Annotated in this window: 13 protein-coding genes; 3 read left to right on the top strand and 10 right to left on the bottom strand. The window is 51.2% G+C overall.

The window, feature by feature from the left end:
* Positions 1-10: 10 nt before the first annotated feature.
* Together ACLD4F_RS12165 and ACLD4F_RS12160 are read right to left on the bottom strand one after the other, a co-directional pair.
* Positions 11-1,270: a DUF1116 domain-containing protein gene (locus ACLD4F_RS12165; protein ID WP_000495330.1), complete on the bottom strand. Its 1,260-nt coding sequence runs from the start codon at positions 1,268-1,270 to the stop codon at positions 11-13.
* A gap of 9 nt (positions 1,271-1,279) precedes the next feature.
* Positions 1,280-2,944, bottom strand: a complete 1,665-nt coding sequence (locus tag ACLD4F_RS12160) for an acyl-CoA synthetase FdrA (protein WP_058331296.1) — start codon at positions 2,942-2,944, stop codon at positions 1,280-1,282.
* A gap of 315 nt (positions 2,945-3,259) precedes the next feature.
* Between ACLD4F_RS12160 and allD the strand changes: the two genes are divergently transcribed.
* From allD to allE, 3 genes are read left to right on the top strand one after another with little or no spacing between them, the layout of a single operon-like run.
* Positions 3,260-4,309 carry an ureidoglycolate dehydrogenase AllD gene (gene allD / locus ACLD4F_RS12155; protein WP_000703930.1) on the top strand — a complete coding sequence of 350 codons (1,050 nt, stop codon included), beginning with the start codon at positions 3,260-3,262 and terminating at the stop codon, positions 4,307-4,309.
* A gap of 21 nt (positions 4,310-4,330) precedes the next feature.
* Entirely contained in the window at positions 4,331-5,566 is a 1,236-nt protein-coding gene (gene allC, locus ACLD4F_RS12150) for an allantoate deiminase (RefSeq protein WP_000589769.1), read from the top strand.
* Positions 5,567-5,576: 10 nt separating this feature from the next.
* Positions 5,577-6,362, top strand: a complete 786-nt coding sequence (gene allE / locus ACLD4F_RS12145; protein ID WP_058821692.1) for a (S)-ureidoglycine aminohydrolase — start codon at positions 5,577-5,579, stop codon at positions 6,360-6,362.
* 79 nt (positions 6,363-6,441) lie between these two features.
* Here the strand turns inward: allE and glxK are convergent, their stop codons facing one another.
* From glxK to gcl, 8 genes are all read right to left on the bottom strand, one after another.
* On the bottom strand, positions 6,442-7,590 hold the full coding sequence (gene glxK, locus ACLD4F_RS12140; protein WP_000706331.1) for a glycerate 3-kinase: 1,149 nt from the start codon (positions 7,588-7,590) through the stop codon (positions 6,442-6,444).
* A gap of 22 nt (positions 7,591-7,612) precedes the next feature.
* Complete coding sequence (locus ACLD4F_RS12135) at positions 7,613-8,911, bottom strand: uracil/xanthine transporter (RefSeq protein WP_000484505.1); 1,299 nt, start codon at positions 8,909-8,911, stop codon at positions 7,613-7,615.
* 58 nt (positions 8,912-8,969) lie between these two features.
* The gene (gene allB / locus ACLD4F_RS12130) at positions 8,970-10,331 is read right to left on the bottom strand and encodes an allantoinase AllB (RefSeq protein WP_000006865.1); all 1,362 of its coding nucleotides are present in this window, start codon (positions 10,329-10,331) and stop codon (positions 8,970-8,972) included.
* Positions 10,332-10,409: 78 nt separating this feature from the next.
* Positions 10,410-11,864 carry an allantoin transporter gene (locus ACLD4F_RS12125; protein WP_411010861.1) on the bottom strand — a complete coding sequence of 485 codons (1,455 nt, stop codon included), beginning with the start codon at positions 11,862-11,864 and terminating at the stop codon, positions 10,410-10,412.
* A gap of 95 nt (positions 11,865-11,959) precedes the next feature.
* Complete coding sequence (locus tag ACLD4F_RS12120) at positions 11,960-13,207, bottom strand: MFS transporter (protein ID WP_220544079.1); 1,248 nt, start codon at positions 13,205-13,207, stop codon at positions 11,960-11,962.
* A 65-nt stretch (positions 13,208-13,272) separates the two neighbouring features.
* Entirely contained in the window at positions 13,273-14,151 is an 879-nt protein-coding gene (glxR, locus tag ACLD4F_RS12115; RefSeq protein WP_183059523.1) for a 2-hydroxy-3-oxopropionate reductase, read from the bottom strand.
* Between the two features lie 99 nt (positions 14,152-14,250).
* On the bottom strand, positions 14,251-15,027 hold the full coding sequence (gene gip, locus ACLD4F_RS12110; protein ID WP_411010860.1) for a hydroxypyruvate isomerase Gip: 777 nt from the start codon (positions 15,025-15,027) through the stop codon (positions 14,251-14,253).
* A gap of 12 nt (positions 15,028-15,039) precedes the next feature.
* Positions 15,040-16,821 carry a glyoxylate carboligase gene (gene gcl / locus ACLD4F_RS12105; protein ID WP_079945074.1) on the bottom strand — a complete coding sequence of 594 codons (1,782 nt, stop codon included), beginning with the start codon at positions 16,819-16,821 and terminating at the stop codon, positions 15,040-15,042.
* Positions 16,822-16,829 lie beyond the last annotated feature (8 nt).

Here is a 16,829-nt window from a genome sequence, read left to right as displayed (position 1 = left end):
AGACGCTCTCTTAACTTACGCCCATGCTTTCCGCCAGCGCTTCCAGCGCCTGCTCGAAACAGGCCAGCGGCGCACGGACGGTTCCCGCGCCAATCTGGCCAATCCCCGCCTCTTTATGCGCGATACCCGTGTTAATCAGCGGCGTAATTCCGGTCTCGACCACGCGGCGGATATCCAGTCCCAGACAGGCCCCCTGAAAATCCCAGCCGGGGATTTGTAGCTGCATGTTGCGTTCGAGATAAATTTCAGCCATCTCTTCAGAAACAGATTTCGCCGCTTCCATTCCCCCGGCACCGACAAAACGCGTTACGCCAGGCGCGGCAATCATCGCAGCGCCGCCAATACCAAATGTTTCAGTAATGGCGCTGTCGCCCATGTCCGGGTTGGCCTGATCCTGCGAAAAACCGGTAAAAAATAGCCCCTGTGGCGTATTAACAGGCGCGGTGAACCAACGGTCGCCCAGACCGCTAACCCGAATGCCAAACATATCGCCATTGCGGGTCATCGCCGTCACAATACTGCCGGCGCGAATCTGCGCGCCCGCGTCCATGGCGGCTTTACAGTAGGCCATCGCCAGATTAAGGAAGAACTGATCGGTGACGCTCAGAAAATCCATCACTTCCGCTATCTGCTGCTTATCGTGTTCCAGACGGGCGATATGCGGCGCCAACGTGCGCATCAGCAATGCGGAAGAGGCGATATTGCGCTGGTGGAATTCATCTCCCATCGTAATGCCCTGCGCCATCATTGCGGTCAGGTCGAGGCCCCGCTCCAGACGTCCCAGCGCCGCGCTTAATACCGGCATCAGCACATCACGCATCCAGCGCAAACGTTGCTGAACATCCTCGCCATAGGCGCCGAAACGCATCACTTTGCCGATCCCTTCGTTGAGATTGCAGTACGCACGATTGCCGTCGGTGATATTTTCCACGACCAGCATCGGCATACTGGCTGAGGTAATACCGCCCATCGGCCCCACGGCGTTAACGTGATGGCAGGGAATAAAGTTGACCTTTCCCTGCTCTAACAGCGCGAGCGCGCTCATTTCATCTTTGGCCCATCCTTCAAACAGGCATGCGCCGATACAGGCGCCTTTCATCGGGCCGGTCATCTCTTGCCAGCGCATCGGCGGGCCGGCATGAAGAAGCGTTTTCCCCTGATTGAGCACGCTAATTAATGAAGAAGCTGGCTTCACATCCAGCCAGTGCGGACGTGCGCGACGAATTTGTTCGATGACTGCAGCGTTGGCTTGCGCCACTGATGTAAACATGGGAACCCCTTATTGCAAACGTTCTAACAGACGAGCCAGTTTTTTATTACCGCCAGCGACAGGCGCCCACTGGTAGTGCACCACGGGCATACCGGCAACCTGTAAATCCAGCGCGAAGCTACGTAACCCGGCATTAATCACCGCTACCGCTTCCAGTAACCGGGGAGCTGATGGATGAGTGGAAGAGAGGGTTGGTCGAATCAGTTCCGCGGCCAACAGAGTGGCTTCGGGAAGAGAATCCACTACCGTGATGCCGGCATCTTCGAGCGCGGCGATTTGTTGCGAGCGGCACTGAGGATCGCGTTCCGTTCCAGTGACGGTTGCGATGGCGAACAGCGGCTGGTCGCCGGCGCGTGCGGCGCATGCCTTCTGCCAGGCCTGAATCAGCGATGCGGCGGGATCGGCGGTCGCGCCAAAACCAATAACGACGTCCACTAATAACACGCGTACCTGCGGCTGTGCGCCAAGCCCGGCGATAAGCTGATTACGTAACGCCGGGTCAATCATCGGATGTGGTCGCCCAACGGTATAAAAGTCATCGCCCAGATCGATAATCTGGTGGCCGTCAGCGTCAAGCATCATGCCATGGTGATGTTCCGTATCCGTCGCGACGCCCAGATAGCCGGCCAGCAGTCCCGCCGCTTCCGCCGCCAGCGTTCCGCCGGTATAGAGACCACGAATCACGCCGCCTGTTGAAACCATTTCTTTACGCTGCGACGTCACGCGAGACAATAAACATGCCAGGCGGGCGGCTTCATCCAGCGTCGAGGCAAACCAGACGTTTCCCTCACGCGCAACGGGAGAGGAAAACCCTAAGAACAGCGCTACAACGGGTTTCCCGGTGGCTTTCATCGCCGCGATAATATGCTGACGAACCGCATCGGCAGGCGGTTTGGAGACAAAGGCCAGCACCTGGCTCTTTTCATCCGCGCTGAGTATGTCCAGTGCCGTTAGCGCGCTGATCCCGCCGACCTCGGCGCTCAAATCGCGTCCGCCAAGCCCGATGGCATGGGTAATCCCTTCCCCCGCCAGCGCAATCTGTGAACAGAGCTCCTGAATACCGGTGCCGGAAGCGCCAATCACCCCGATGTTGCCCTCTGGCATGACGTTAGCGAAAGCCAGCGGCGTATTGGCGATCATAGCGGTGCCGCAATCCGGCCCCATGACCAGCAGTCCTTTATCACGCGCCCGGCGTTTTAGTCTGATTTCATCGTCCAGCGTGACATTATCGGAGAAGATCATCACGTTCAACGAACGATCCAGCGCCTGCTCCGCCAGTTCCGCCGCATATTCGCCGGCCACCGATACCAGCGCCAGATTCGCCTCTGGCAGTTTCTGACAGGCGCTTTCCCAGCGTCTGACCTGGATTAACGACTGGCTGCCGCTGCTTCCCTGCGCCAACTGCTGCAATGCTTCTTCGAGCTGTTGCACAATCACCTGCGTAATGCCGTCATCTACCGCTTCGGTACGAATCGCCACGCAAATGTCATTGGGCGTAGCGCCATGAAAATCGTCATGCCAGAAACCGGTAGTTTCCAGCAGCGACTTATTCGCAGGCGTTCCCATCATTACCGATACATCATCAACATTTTCGGACTCACTCAGCTTTCGAGAAATAATCATTAAGCTGACAGAGTCCTGAAAACACCCTTTTTTAATAAAGGCGTGGATCATAACAACTCCTTAATAATTGCACCCATTGCAATTGCACGAGCAGTGTTAATGTGCGCTTCACGGTATATATCCGGGAGGGTAAATAGAGTGATTAACGTCACATCAAATTTATTAACAAAAGAATTCAAACAACGGCTAAAGGATTAGTTATGATTTTCTAAAAAAGCTTTTTATTTAAGCAAAAAGATAAAACCCGCCTGATTATCAAATAAATTCTAATTATATTTTTTTTCCTGTCTGGATCACATAATCATTTTATTTTCCCGGTATGTTAATCGCAGTCATGCTTCACACCGTCGTTAAAAAGGAAGACAGATGAAAATCAGTCGGGAAACACTCCATCAGCTTATCGAAAATAAGCTTTATAAAGCCGGACTAAAACGTGAGCACGCCGCCATCGTCGCCGACGTACTGGTTTATGCAGATGCCAGAGGTATTCACTCACATGGCGCCGTACGCGTTGAATATTATGCCGAACGAATTTCAAAAGGCGGCACCAACCGAGAGCCGACGTTCCGCATTGAGAATACCGGTCCCTGTACGGCGATACTGCATGCCGATAATGCTGCCGGACAGGTCGCAGCCAAAATGGGAATGGAGCATGCTATTGAAATAGCCAAAAAAAATGGCGTCGCGGTTGTCGGCATTAGCAGAATGGGCCATAGCGGCGCCATCTCTTATTTCGTCCGCCAGGCTGCTCGCGAAGGCCTGATCGGTCTGTCTATCTGTCAGTCCGATCCTATGGTCGTGCCGTTTGGCGGGGCGGATATTTACTATGGCACTAATCCGCTGGCCTTTGCCGCGCCGGGCGAAGGCGACGACATCATTACCTTTGATATGGCCACCACCGTGCAGGCCTGGGGAAAAGTCCTCGATGCACGGTCCCGCAATGAGTCCATTCCGGAGAATTGGGCCGTTGATAAAAACGGCGCGCCGACACATGATCCTTTTGCCGTCAATGCGTTATTACCCGCCGCAGGCCCGAAAGGTTACGGCCTGATGATGATGATCGATATTCTGTCCGGTATTCTGCTGGGGCTGCCGTTTGGCCGCCAGGTCAGTTCGATGTATGAAGATTTACACGCCGGACGCAATTTAGGACAACTTCATCTGGTCATTAATCCGGCGTTCTTCTCTTCCTGTGAATTATTCCGCAAACATATTAGTCAGACCATGCAGGAACTCAATTCCGTGAAGCCCGCCCCCGGTTTTAAACAGGTTTATTATCCTGGACAGGATCAGGATATTAAACAGAAAAATGCCGATATGAATGGTATCGATATTGTTGATGATATTTATCAATATCTGATTTCCGATGCCCTCTATCTCAAGTCATACGAAACAAAAAATCCCTTTGCCCAATAATTATTGAAACAGGAATTTTCTATGATAAAGCATTTTCGCCACGCGATAGAAGAAACATTGCCCTGGCTCTCTTCCATTGGAGCCGATCCTACGGGTGGAATGACGCGTTTACTTTATTCGCCTGAGTGGCTGGAAACACAGCAGCAGTTTAAAAAGCGAATGGCAGAAAGCGGTCTGGAGACACGCTTTGATGACGTCGGAAATTTATATGGCCGCCTTTGCGGCACACAATTTCCGGAGCAGGTGATTTTAAGCGGTTCGCATATTGATACGGTCGTCAACGGCGGCAATCTGGACGGGCAATTCGGCGCGCTTGCCGCCTGGCTGGCGCTCGACTGGCTAAAAGCGACCTACGGCGCGCCGCTGCGCACCGTCGAGGTAGTGTCAATGGCTGAGGAAGAAGGCAGCCGTTTCCCTTACGTTTTTTGGGGCAGCAAGAACATTTTTGGCCTGGCGAATCCTGAAGAGGTACGCCATATCCAGGACGCCAAAGGCACAGGCTTTGTCGACGCTATGCAGGCGTGCGGATTTACCCTTCCCGCCGCGCCGCTCGCCGCGCGAACCGATATCCGCGCCTTTGTTGAATTGCATATTGAGCAAGGCTGCGTTCTGGAGAGCAACGGACAGTCGATTGGCGTCGTCAACGCCATCGTCGGGCAACGTCGCTACACGGTGACGCTCAACGGCGAGTCCAACCATGCAGGCACAACGCCAATGGGCTATCGTCGCGATACGGTGCATGCCTTCAGTCGTATTTGCAGTCAGTCCATTGAAAAAGCCAAACAGCATGGCGATCCCCTGGTATTAACGTTCGGCAAAGTTGAGCCGCAGCCGAATACGGTCAATGTTGTCCCTGGAAAAACCACATTTACAATCGATTGCCGGCATACGGACGCCGCGGTACTTCGCGAATTTACCGAACAGTTGGAAAACGATATGCGCGCCATCTGCGATGAAATGGATATCAGCATCGATATCGATTTGTGGATGGACGAAGCGCCGGTGCCGATGAACGCCGAACTGGTCGCGGCCCTCACCAGGCTGTGTGAAACCGAACAACTGAACTATCGCATAATGCATAGCGGCGCAGGTCATGACGCGCAAATTTTCGCGCCGCGCGTCCCTACCTGTATGATTTTCGTCCCCAGCATTAATGGTATCAGCCATAACCCGGCGGAACGTACCAACATTAATGACCTTGCTGAAGGGGTCAAAACTCTGGCATTAATGCTGCATCAACTTGCCTGGCAAAAATAAGGAGCCATCAATGGGATATCTGAATAACGTCACGGGTTACCGCGATGATTTACTGGCGAACCGCGCCATTGTGAAACACGGTAACTATGCGCTCTTAACGCCGGACGGTCTGGTGAAAAATATTATTCCCGGATTTGAAAACTGTGACGTCACCATCCTTTCGACGCCGAAGCTGGGTGCTTCTTTCGTCGATTATCTGGTCACCTTACATCAGAATGGCGGCAACCAGCAGGGCTTTGGCGGCGAGGGGATTGAAACTTTTCTCTATGTCATTACGGGAAATATTGAAGCTAAAGCAGAAGGAAAAACATTCTCTTTAACCCAGGGCGGATACCTCTATTGTCCACCGGGCGAGATGATGACCTTTAGCAACGCTCAAACGGAAGACAGCCAGCTATTTTTATATAAACGCCGCTATACTCCTGTCGAGGGGCATGCCCCGTGGTTGGTTTCCGGCAATGCCAACCAGCTGGAGCGTATTCATTATGAAGGCATGGAAGATGTTATTCTGCTGGATTTCCTGCCTAAAGAGCTGGGCTTCGATATGAATATGCATATTCTGTCTTTCGAACCGGGCGCCAGCCACGGCTATATTGAAACCCACGTCCAGGAACATGGCGCTTATATCCTTTCCGGCCAGGGAGTTTATAACCTCGACAACAACTGGGTGCCGGTGAAAAAAGGCGACTACATCTTCATGGGCGCTTATTCCCTGCAGGCCGGATACGGTGTAGGTCGTGGCGAAGCATTCAGCTACATCTACTCCAAAGACTGTAACCGCGACGTTATGATTTAACGGCAGGCAGCCCTCCTGATTATTTTTAATTTAGCTATGTTGGATTTTGCCACGGTGAGAACCGTGGCTTTTTTTATGCTTAACGAGTCCCGATATCCTGGCCAAGTTTGATGACGCGGGCAATATTACAGGCGCTGTGGTAGAGATTTTGTTCACCGTTCGCCAGAACCTCCGGCAAAGGCGCCAGCCGCGGCAAAATACTGAATACCGCATCAATACCGTGGCGATGGACCACTTCCACGCCGTCGCCCAGTACGCCGGCAATGCCGATAACCGGGACGTGATGTCGTTTCGCCACTGACGCGACGCCTATCGGCGCTTTTCCTCCCGCCGTTTGCGAGTCGATTCGTCCTTCTCCGGTAATCACCAGCGAGGCCTCTTTTACCGCCTCCTCCAGCTTCACCGCCTGCATAACAATCTCAATACCGGGCTTCATTTCCGCTTCCAGGAAGACGATAGCGGCAATCCCCATTCCTCCGGCCGCTCCACCGCCCGGTATTTGAGACATGTCGCGTCCGGTCAGGGCATGTAAGACACGGGCATAATTACGTAATCCATTTTCCAGCGTCTCGACCATTTCAGGCGTCGCCCCTTTCTGCGGACCGAATACCGCCGCCGCGCCGCGTGGCCCCACCAACGGGTTATCAACATCACAGGCGACCTCAATACGACACTCTGAAATTCGCGGATCGCACCCCTGCAGGTCAATGCTCGCCAGGCGCGATAAATTGCCCCCTCCGGCGCCAAGCGGCGTTCCCTGCGCGTCCAGAAAACGCACACCGAGCGCCTGCGCTACTCCCATTCCGCCATCCACCGTGGCGCTGCCGCCGATACCCAGAATAATATGGCGAATCCCCGCGTCCAGGGCGTGACGAATCAATTCGCCGGTGCCGAAACTGGATGCCAGCAGCGGATTACGCGCCTCGGGCGCCACCAGCATCAATCCGCTCGCCGCCGCCATTTCAATAATCGCCGTTTTGCCATCGCCGGTCAGGCCATAAAATCCGTTTACTTTTTCCCCCATCGGCCCGCTAACGTCCACAGAAACCCGTTTCCCGCCGGTCGCTGCCACCATCGCGTCCACGGTTCCTTCTCCACCATCGGCGATCGGTAAACAGACATAGCGCGCATCAGGAAATACGGTTGAAAATCCCGCTTTAATAGCCTGACAGCATTTATCAGCGCTTAAGCTCTCTTTAAATGAATCTGGCGCAATTACAATCTTCATCATGTCTCCTTGTTTTCTCATGTTATTTAATGCGTTCCCACGGAATAAGATTTTCCATAAGCACTGCCAGTAAGATTCCCACCAGTAATCCGTTGCTAAGCAGAGGACGAATCATCAGTGGAAGATCCTGTAAATAGACCGGAGGAAGCCCCATCAAAAAAATGCCGACAAAAAGCGGTAATGCCAGGCGATAAATATTCCGCGCGGTAAACGTAATTTGCTGGCTAAAAACCAAACCGGAATAAAGTAAAGGTAAATAAGAGACCAGCATAACGGCGCTGCTGATCGCCAGTGGAATAGCGCAAAATAAGCGGGTTAACGGCGTTATAATGGCAACCAGCAGACACAGCGCGCTACCGCAGATAAAGGATTTGCGAGAACTGTCGCCGGTTTGCGTTAATAAACCAATGGAAGATACAAAAGGCGAAAAAGGCACGACCGCGAAAGGCACCGTCACTAACGTCATCAGTCCGGAAATCATAAAGCTTCGGCGATAACGAGAACTGCCCGACCCTTGATGCAGATAAAAGATATCGGTACCGCGGATGGCGCCGTAAGTGTTGCTGATGTTGACTAACCCCGTCATCACCGCCGTCACAATAATACCCGGCATCAGCGTGCCGTGGCTGCCCAGCGGAAACCATCGCCAGCTTAATTCACCCGGCGGTAAGTGTGATGAAGGAAAGCATAACCGCCATAGCCCCCACCCGACCACGGTCCCTACCAGTAACGCGTAACGGGAGATACGCTGTTGCAGGAAAATAATCATTGCGAGGATAAAACACATCACCGCGACCGCCAACCCAAAGGGGGCCAATTTGATTCTGGCGCTGGTATCGGCAATGCCAAAAGGCAGCCCCAGCATGCCTTTAAAAAATATTGAGGTCAGCTGCGCGCCCAAAAGCAGCATGAAAAAAACCATTACCGCCGGCGTAAACAGGCGAGCCAGACGGTGTCCTAACCCGCTAATGCCGATAAATATCGTCACCATTGCGGAGATCGCGATCCCGACCGACAGGCTGGAGGCGATATCGTTCAGCGGCGTGCCGCGAGACGCCTCGCCAAGCGTAATCGTAAGAATAGCGCCCCACCACAACCCTGTCGGCCCTTCCATAATGGCGCGGCGATGGCCGCAAAATGCCTGAACCAGGCAGGCCAACGCGGTGGTCAAAAAAGCGTATTGTGTGAGCATTAACAGGTTATCAGCGGGAAGATGAAAAGCGGACAGCAAGGTAGGGGGAACCACAACCGTGTTACAGAAAATAAAGAAAAACCACTGAAAGCCGGACAATACACTTTCGCGGTTAATAACAGGGAACATATCCACACCTTAAAATAGAGAATGCCCGTCGTGACGACGGGCATTAAATCACACCGGATTACTGCTGATGTTTAAGGATAAACTGACCTTTTGGCGGCACAGGGAAGCCATGCTCGATGTCATAAATAACATCGCCGCGCAAAATCGTTTTGGTAATACGCGCACCAATAGTACGGCCAACATACGGACTGACTTTATGGCGATATTCCAGATCTTCATTTTTCAGAACATAGCTGCTGTCAGGCTGAATAAAGACCAGGTCAGCATCTTTGCCGGGGGCAATACGTCCTTTATGTTTCAGACCAAAAATATCGGCGGCGTTGGTCGCCATTAATTTGCCAAACATCGGCAACGACATACCGCGTTTTTGCACCGCTTCATCAAACATGACGTCCATGCAGTTTTGCAGTCCGGCAATTCCACCCCATGCTTGCATGATATTGCCTGCTTTCATTTCCGGAGGGCATGGAGAGTGGTCGGATACCAGGCAGTCGATTTCGCCGTTAAACAGTTTTTCCCACATTCCTTTCTGGTTTTCCTGGTCGCGAATTGGCGGAGAACATTTTGCCAGGGTGCCAATCTCTTCGAACTGATCGGTATCGAGGACAAAATAGTGCGGGCACGATTCACAGGTGACATCCTGACCTTCCTGACGCGCGCGCGTTACTTCCTCTACCCCCTCCGGGCTGCTGATATGGCAAACGTGCAGACGGCAACCTGCCGCTTTCGCCAGATACAGCACGCGACGAATGGCTTCCACTTCAGTAAATACCGGACGTGAGGCGACATAATCATGCGCCGTTACGCGTCCTTCGCGTTTAGCTTCCTCGCCCAGCTCATCGCAAATCAGAGCATTTTCGCAATGTACCAGTACCGTCTGGTCCATTTCCCCCAGTTTTTGCGCGCCTTTGTAAAACTGCCAGTCATTAACGTCGCGAAAATCATTATCGATGCCACGATCGCCGCAGGTGGCGACAAAGCACTTGAAGCCGACAACGCCCACTTCGTCCAGCTCATGCAGCCGATCCAGGTTATAAGAAACCAAACCGCCCAGCTGCGCGGCGTCGATGGTCAATTTACCTTTTGCCGCGTCAAACTTGAGCTCAATCGTCTCACGATCGACCGTCGCCGGCAGCTGATTGAGCGGCATCTCAATCATCGTGGTAATACCGCCTTTCGCCGCCGCGCGCGTACCGGTTTCATAGCCTTCCCAGTGGGTACGGCCCGGTTCAGAAATGTGGGTATGCGCGTCAACCATGCCCGGCGAAACGATCAATCCCGTCGCATCCAGCACATTTTTCGCTTCCCCCAGGTTCTCGCCAATCGCGGCGATTTTTCCGCCCTGGACGGCGATATCGATAACTCTCGCTTCGTTTTCTAAGATGACAGTACCGTTCTTAATAATTAAATCAAAAGACATAACAAACTCCTTGTATGGATACAGATAGTTTTTAAATAGCGCACACTTCATTAAATACGCTTAATGCTTTTTCAATATTTAACCTGCGAGTTTTTGCTCTCCTGTATTTTCAAAACCCGTGCGTTTCTTCAATAGCGCATAAGCAACGAACGCAACTATTACGCCTACAAACCAGGACACGCGGGATAAAGGCTCCAAAAATGGTATAAACTTGCCGCCTAATGACAGAATGACTGCGACCAGGGTGACTGAAAATGCAGTCAGGTTAAATCCATTATCATAATATTTGTAATCACCGCTGGCGGTGTACAGCTCATCAAGATTAATTTTTCCACGCATTACCACAAAATAATGAGCTAACATTACGCCGATTACCGGGCCAAGCATACCGCCGATAATATCGAGGAACAGATAAATACTGTCCTGATTCTCCATTAATTTCCATGGGCAAATCAGTAGACTGATAATACTGGCAATCATTACGCCATTTTTATAGTTAAGCTTTGTCGGGGCAAGCGCCGCAATTTGATACCCCGCAGGTATAATATTACCGGTAGCGTTGGTTGAAATTGTCGTCATCAGAATCACCAGCACCGCAAAGAATGAAGCAAACAGACTGTCCCAGCGCTGCACAATATCCAGCACGTTCCAGGTATCCATACCATAATGAATACTGGCTCCGGCAATAATGCACACGCTGGCTACGGCGAATAATATATACGCTACGATAAGCCCCAATGTTTGTCCCAATGCCTGAGCGCGAAATGAATGCGCGTTTTGCGTGAAATCGGACGCGCTTACCGCTGGCGCAGCCCAGACGGCGACTACGGCGTTAATCACCACCAGGAACAGAAAGCCGCTGTGCTCTGTTTTTTGCACGCCTGAAGGCAGATAGTCCAGAATCGGGCCAATGCCGACCAGCGATATTGCCCAAATAGCCATGCCGCCAAAGACAATGTAAATACATGGATTGAGGATAGCGGTAAATTTATTTAATACTTTACCACCGCCAAAACCGATGCCAACGTTAATAATCCAAAAAATTAGAAAAGTAATTAGTCCTGGCAGTGAAAGACCCAGCAGCTTGAAATCTCCGCCTAATGTCAGAAATCCTGGCCAGATCTTCCCAATCAAAATAAGAAATGCCAGCGATCCCGCGTAACACTGTAAGCCGAACCACATAATTGCCGCGATCCCCCCTCGTAATAATCCAGGGAATAGCGCGCCGCGGACGCCGTAAGAACCTCGCAATATCATAGCAAAAGGAACGCCATATTTACTGCCTGCCGCGCCATTCATTACCATCGCCGCCGCAATAAATAATGCGCTGATAATAATGGCCAACATGATATTAAATGTTGATAGCCCCAGTATAAAAAAACCGCCGACCATAACGTAATTTGGCACGTTATGTACAGATCCCATCCATAAGGTGAAATAGTTAAATGCTTTCCAGTTTCGTTGGGTTTCTGTTTTAGGTAATAAGTCTTCGCTATAACCGCGCTGCTGATATAGCTCTCTTTGATGTTCCATAAATCCCTCTTTTCACGCATCGGATAACGTTGTTATGGGTTTAGCTATGAGGAACAAATAAATATAAAATAAAGAAATAGTAGATATAATTATTTTTAAGCTGAAGCAATACGTTGTGTTGCTTTCTTTTTATATAACGTAACGGCAGCAAAAATCAGCGTTCCGGTAACCACTAAACATGCTGAAATCACAAAACTGATCTCCTTCGACCCCGTTACATCCGAAATAAATCCGGTCAACGTTGGGGCGACAACCGCCGAGCTCATGCCAAAGAAATTAAAAAGGCTGAAAGCTCTTCCCAGACTTTTTGCCGAAGCCTGTTCAGATACAAAGGAGATCAGGATCGGGTCTACCGCCATTTTCCCCAGCAAGCCGTATAGCGTCAGGCTGACCATCAGCATCGTGGTATTCGGGGACAAAACCGTAAACGCCAACATTGCTGCCGCCACAATTTCCAGACCGAGAATAACCTTAACTTTACTGTTACGGAATTTATCTGACAGATGGCTAAAAAATAACGCCCCCGGTACGCCAACCACCGCCACCAGCGCTGATGCCAGCCCGATAGCTCCGCCATCAAATCCTCTTTCAGTCTGGAGATAAGAGGGCAGCCAGGTCACTATCAAATAGTAACCGTAGCAGGTACAGAAATAGAGGAAGTAAACGCTACACAATAAACCAGAGAATAAAGGTGCGCGTTTCTCATCTTCCGTAACGGTTTGGGTTTGCTTTTCCGCTTGCGCAGAGTCGCTTTTGGCTTTACCGCGAATGATCAGCGTAAAGACGCACAGCATGATTACTAATATCGCGGCCACGATATACAGTACATTTTGCCAGGCCATGCTCATGTTTTTTACTAATACGCTGGAACCGATTAAGCCAATCCCCATCCCTATAGCCGACCCGCTGTTGATAATCGCGTTGGCTAATGCCCGACGGGCCTGCGGCACGTTTGCCGAAGAGAGTGAATAAGCCGAGCTAAAGAAAGAAGCGCATCCGCCACCTGCCATTAGCGACCCTGTATAGATCATGGCCAGGCCATTGGCTTTCGCGATACAGAGTGTACCAATAATAAATAGCGTAAATCCGGCCATCAGCATGATTTTTTGACCGAATTTATCGACCAATATTCCGCAAGGAATTTGCATACTGCAGTAAGCAAAAAAGTAAAAACTTGCAATAGCGCCTATTTCTGCATTACTTACATTGTCTAAAGATGCCTGAATTTCTGGATAAATTGGCGTAAGCACGGTGCGATAGATCCAAATCGCTACCCAGCCCAGACTCATTACGACAACAATTTGTTTCCAGTAATCAATCCCGGATTTTTTAGTTTCACTCATGTTCTTCACCTTTACAGAGTGTTCCTTGTGAACAGGTATCGCTGCAGCCGCAGCGATACACATAATTAGGACAATTTATGATTGGCCATTAATTCCAGCGCCTGTACCATTGCCGAATGATCAAGCTGGCTCCCGCCATTTGCCGCACAGGTATTGAATAATTCCTGGCAGGTCGCCGTATTCGGTAAATTCAGCGCCAGCGCTTTTGCGCTTTGCAATGCAAGATTAAGGTCTTTCTGATGAAGCGCGATTTTGAAACCAGGCTCGAACGTCCGGTTGATCATCCGCTCGCCGTGAACTTCCAGAATGCGTGAAGAGGCGAACCCGCCCATTAACGCCTGGCGCACGCGTACCGGATCGGCACCTGCTTTTGCAGCAAACACTAAGGCTTCAGAAACCGCTTCAATATTCAGCGCAACAATAATTTGGTTAGCCACCTTACAGGTTTGCCCATCCCCATTGCCGCCCACCAGGGTGATATTTTTTCCCAGGATGTCAAAGAGCGGCTTAACGCGGTCAAAGACTTTCTGCTCGCCGCCGACCATAATCGACAGAGTGCCTTCACGCGCCCCGATTTCGCCCCCGGAAACCGGGGCATCCAGGTAATCAGCGCCCATTTCATTAACGCGCTGGGCAAAACGTTTGGTTTCGATAGGAGAAATAGAACTCATATCGACGATGGTTTTTCCCTGAAGCGATGTTTTAGCGCAACCGTGTTCGCCAAATAACACGTCTTCAACCTGCGGCGTATCCGGCACCATTATGAAGATGATGTCTGCAAATTCAGTTACCTGACGTGCAGTCTCAACATTTACCGCCCCCAGCGAGAGCAGTTCGTCCGCGACCGGACCAATAGTCGTAACGTGTAATTGATGACCGGCGCGTGCCAGATTGATAGCCATTGGCGAGCCCATAATTCCCAGGCCAATAAATCCCAGTTTCATATACAACCTCTTTTATTGCTTTCGGTGTTTCCAGATTCAGGCAACACAATCCCCTTCCAACACAGTGGAAAAAAAGCGCTGCCCGAATTATTCTGCGTTTTAACGGTACTGATTAATCCACAATAATCCCGCTTCCGTGGTAGTCAGTGGTTTATATTCACAGCCAACCCAGCCATCATAACCAGACTGTTTAATGACATTAAAAATAAAGTCATAATTGATTTCCCCGGTCCCCGGCTCGCCGCGACGCGGGTTATCAGCAATTTGTAAATGGCCTATTTTATCGGCCCATGCCGTCATGGTTTGCGTTAATTCCCCTTCCATGCGTTGCATGTGATAAATATCATACTGAATTTTGATATTATCGCTGCCGATATCCTTAATTAATGCTAACGCCTGTTGAGTGCCGGTGAGATGGAATCCCGGCATATCAAAGTGATTAATAGGTTCGATAAGTAATAAAATGTCTTCTTTCGCCAGCATATTTGCCGCATAGCGCAGGTTTTCAACCAACGTGTCGTGGATCTCCGTTGCGGAGCATCCTGACGGCGTTTTACCTACCAGACAATTTATTTTCTTATTGCCTAACGCGCGTGCATAGCGGATTGCGGCCGCTACGCCATCGCGAAACTCTTCTTCGCGCCCAGGAATACAGGCAATTCCACGTTCGCCAGCCGCCCAGTCGCCAGCCGGTAAATTATGTAACGTATGTTCCAGATTATTATCCCTGAGCTTACGTTTTAACACTTCGATGTCGTTATCGTAGGGAAACATGAATTCCACGCCGCGAAATCCCGACAACGCTGCTTTATCAAAGCGTTCCAGGAAATCATATTCCGTAAACAGCATAGAAAGATTGGCAGAGAAACGTAACATCGATTACCTCCCTTACTCATATTTCATAAAACAGGTTTCTGTTGGCGCATCTTTCGCACTATCCGCAACCTCTTCAAACTCGGTTACGTTATCCAGTTCGCTGCCCATGGAAATATTGGTTACGCGTTCCAGAATGACTTCCACCACCACCGGAACGCGATATTGCGCCATTAGCGCTTTGGCTTGTTCAAATGCAGGCGCAATATCTTCCGGTTTAAAGACACGAATTGCTTTACAGCCTAATCCTTCCGCCACTTTTACATGGTCAACGCCATAGCCATTCACTTCGCTGGAGTTGATATTTTCAAAGGCGAGCTGTACGCAGTAGTCCATGTCAAATGCGCGTTGCGACTGGCGAATCAGGCCAAGATAAGCGTTGTTAACCAGCACATGGATATACGGAATGTTAAACTGCGCGCCGACGGCTAACTCTTCAATCAGGAACTGGAAGTCGAAATCGCCGGAAATCGCCACCACATTGCGTTGCGGATCGGCAGCACATACCCCTAATGCCGCCGGGATTGTCCAGCCAAGAGGCCCCGCCTGGCCGCAGTTGATCCAGTGTCTGTCTTTAAACACATGCAGCATCTGCGCTGCCGCGATTTGCGACAATCCAATGGTGGTGACATAGCACACATCGCGACCAAAGGCTTTGTTCATCTCTTCATAGACGCGCTGCGGCTTCACTGGCACGTTGTCAAAGTGGGTTTTACGCAGCAAAGTCCGTTTACGCTGCTGGCATTCGCCCACCCAGGTCTTCCGGCATGGCAAACGCCCCGCTTTTTGCATCTCCTGCGCGACATCGATCAGCAACGTTAGCGCCGCTTTGGCGTCAGAAACGATGCCCAGATCCGGGCACAACACGCGGCCAATTTGCGTTGGTTCAATATCGATATGGATGATTTTTCGCCCCTGAGTATATTTCTCAACGGACCCCGTATGACGGTTGGCGAAACGGTTACCGATGCCAAAAACCATATCAGATGCCAGCAGAGTGGCGTTGCCGTAGCGGTGCGCCGTTTGCAGGCCGACCATCCCCGCCATTAAGGGGTGATCGTCCGGGATACAGCCCCAGCCCATCAGAGTAGGGATCACCGGTACGCTGGTCAGTTCGGCAAACTGCTGCAGCAGTGGCGCGGCGTCGGCGTTAATAACCCCGCCGCCCGCGACAATTACCGGACGCTCGGACTGAATCAGCATCTCCAGCGCCTTTTCAATCTGTACGCGGCTGGCGGCTGGCTTATATACCGGCAGCGGCTCATACATATCCGGATCGAATTCGATCTCCGCAACCTGAACATCAAACGGTAAATCAACCAGCACAGGACCTGGGCGGCCTGAGCGCATCAGATGAAAAGCCTGTTGTAATACGCGCGGCACCAGCGCCGCCTCACGAACCGTCACTGCCATCTTGCTGACTGGTTTTGCAATCGCTTCAATATCGACTGCCTGGAAATCTTCCTTGTGCAGACGCGCTCGTGGCGCCTGACCAGTAATGCATAAAATCGGGATAGAGTCGGCAGAAGCGGAATAGAGCGCGGTGATCATGTCGGTTCCCGCCGGGCCGGAAGTGCCCAGGCAGACCCCAATATTACCTGCCGCCGCACGTGTGTAGCCCTCAGCCATATGCGAAGCGCCTTCCACATGACGCGCCAGTATATGGCGAATGCCTCCATGCTTACGCATTGCAGAATAGAAGGGGTTGATTGCAGCCCCAGGAACGCCGAATGCTGTGGTGATACCTTCTTTTTCCAGCACATACATTGCCGCATCCACGGCTCTCATTTTTGCCATTTTATTGC

Source organism: Salmonella sp. 741265050_HSA (assembly GCF_046569445.1).
GTDB classification, from domain to species: domain Bacteria; phylum Pseudomonadota; class Gammaproteobacteria; order Enterobacterales; family Enterobacteriaceae; genus Salmonella; species Salmonella enterica.
This window is presented reverse-complemented; position numbering and strand designations above follow the sequence as displayed.

What these genes read in the sequence shown, in the direction of transcription:
- ACLD4F_RS12125 (WP_411010861.1), bottom strand. Translation starts at nt 11,864, where the DNA reads ATGGAACATCAAAGAGAGCTATATCAGCAGCGCGGTTATAGCGAAGAC.
- ACLD4F_RS12120 (WP_220544079.1), bottom strand. Translation starts at nt 13,207, where the DNA reads ATGAGTGAAACTAAAAAATCCGGGATTGATTACTGGAAACAAATTGTT.
- allB (WP_000006865.1), bottom strand. Translation starts at nt 10,331, where the DNA reads ATGTCTTTTGATTTAATTATTAAGAACGGTACTGTCATCTTAGAAAAC.
- allC (WP_000589769.1), top strand. Translation starts at nt 4,331, where the DNA reads ATGATAAAGCATTTTCGCCACGCGATAGAAGAAACATTGCCCTGGCTC.
- ACLD4F_RS12165 (WP_000495330.1), bottom strand. Translation starts at nt 1,270, where the DNA reads ATGTTTACATCAGTGGCGCAAGCCAACGCTGCAGTCATCGAACAAATT.
- allE (WP_058821692.1), top strand. Translation starts at nt 5,577, where the DNA reads ATGGGATATCTGAATAACGTCACGGGTTACCGCGATGATTTACTGGCG.
- ACLD4F_RS12135 (WP_000484505.1), bottom strand. Translation starts at nt 8,911, where the DNA reads ATGTTCCCTGTTATTAACCGCGAAAGTGTATTGTCCGGCTTTCAGTGG.
- ACLD4F_RS12160 (WP_058331296.1), bottom strand. Translation starts at nt 2,944, where the DNA reads ATGATCCACGCCTTTATTAAAAAAGGGTGTTTTCAGGACTCTGTCAGC.
- allD (WP_000703930.1), top strand. Translation starts at nt 3,260, where the DNA reads ATGAAAATCAGTCGGGAAACACTCCATCAGCTTATCGAAAATAAGCTT.
- gip (WP_411010860.1), bottom strand. Translation starts at nt 15,027, where the DNA reads ATGTTACGTTTCTCTGCCAATCTTTCTATGCTGTTTACGGAATATGAT.
- glxK (WP_000706331.1), bottom strand. Translation starts at nt 7,590, where the DNA reads ATGAAGATTGTAATTGCGCCAGATTCATTTAAAGAGAGCTTAAGCGCT.
- glxR (WP_183059523.1), bottom strand. Translation starts at nt 14,151, where the DNA reads ATGAAACTGGGATTTATTGGCCTGGGAATTATGGGCTCGCCAATGGCT.
- gcl (WP_079945074.1), bottom strand. Translation starts at nt 16,821, where the DNA reads ATGGCAAAAATGAGAGCCGTGGATGCGGCAATGTATGTGCTGGAAAAA.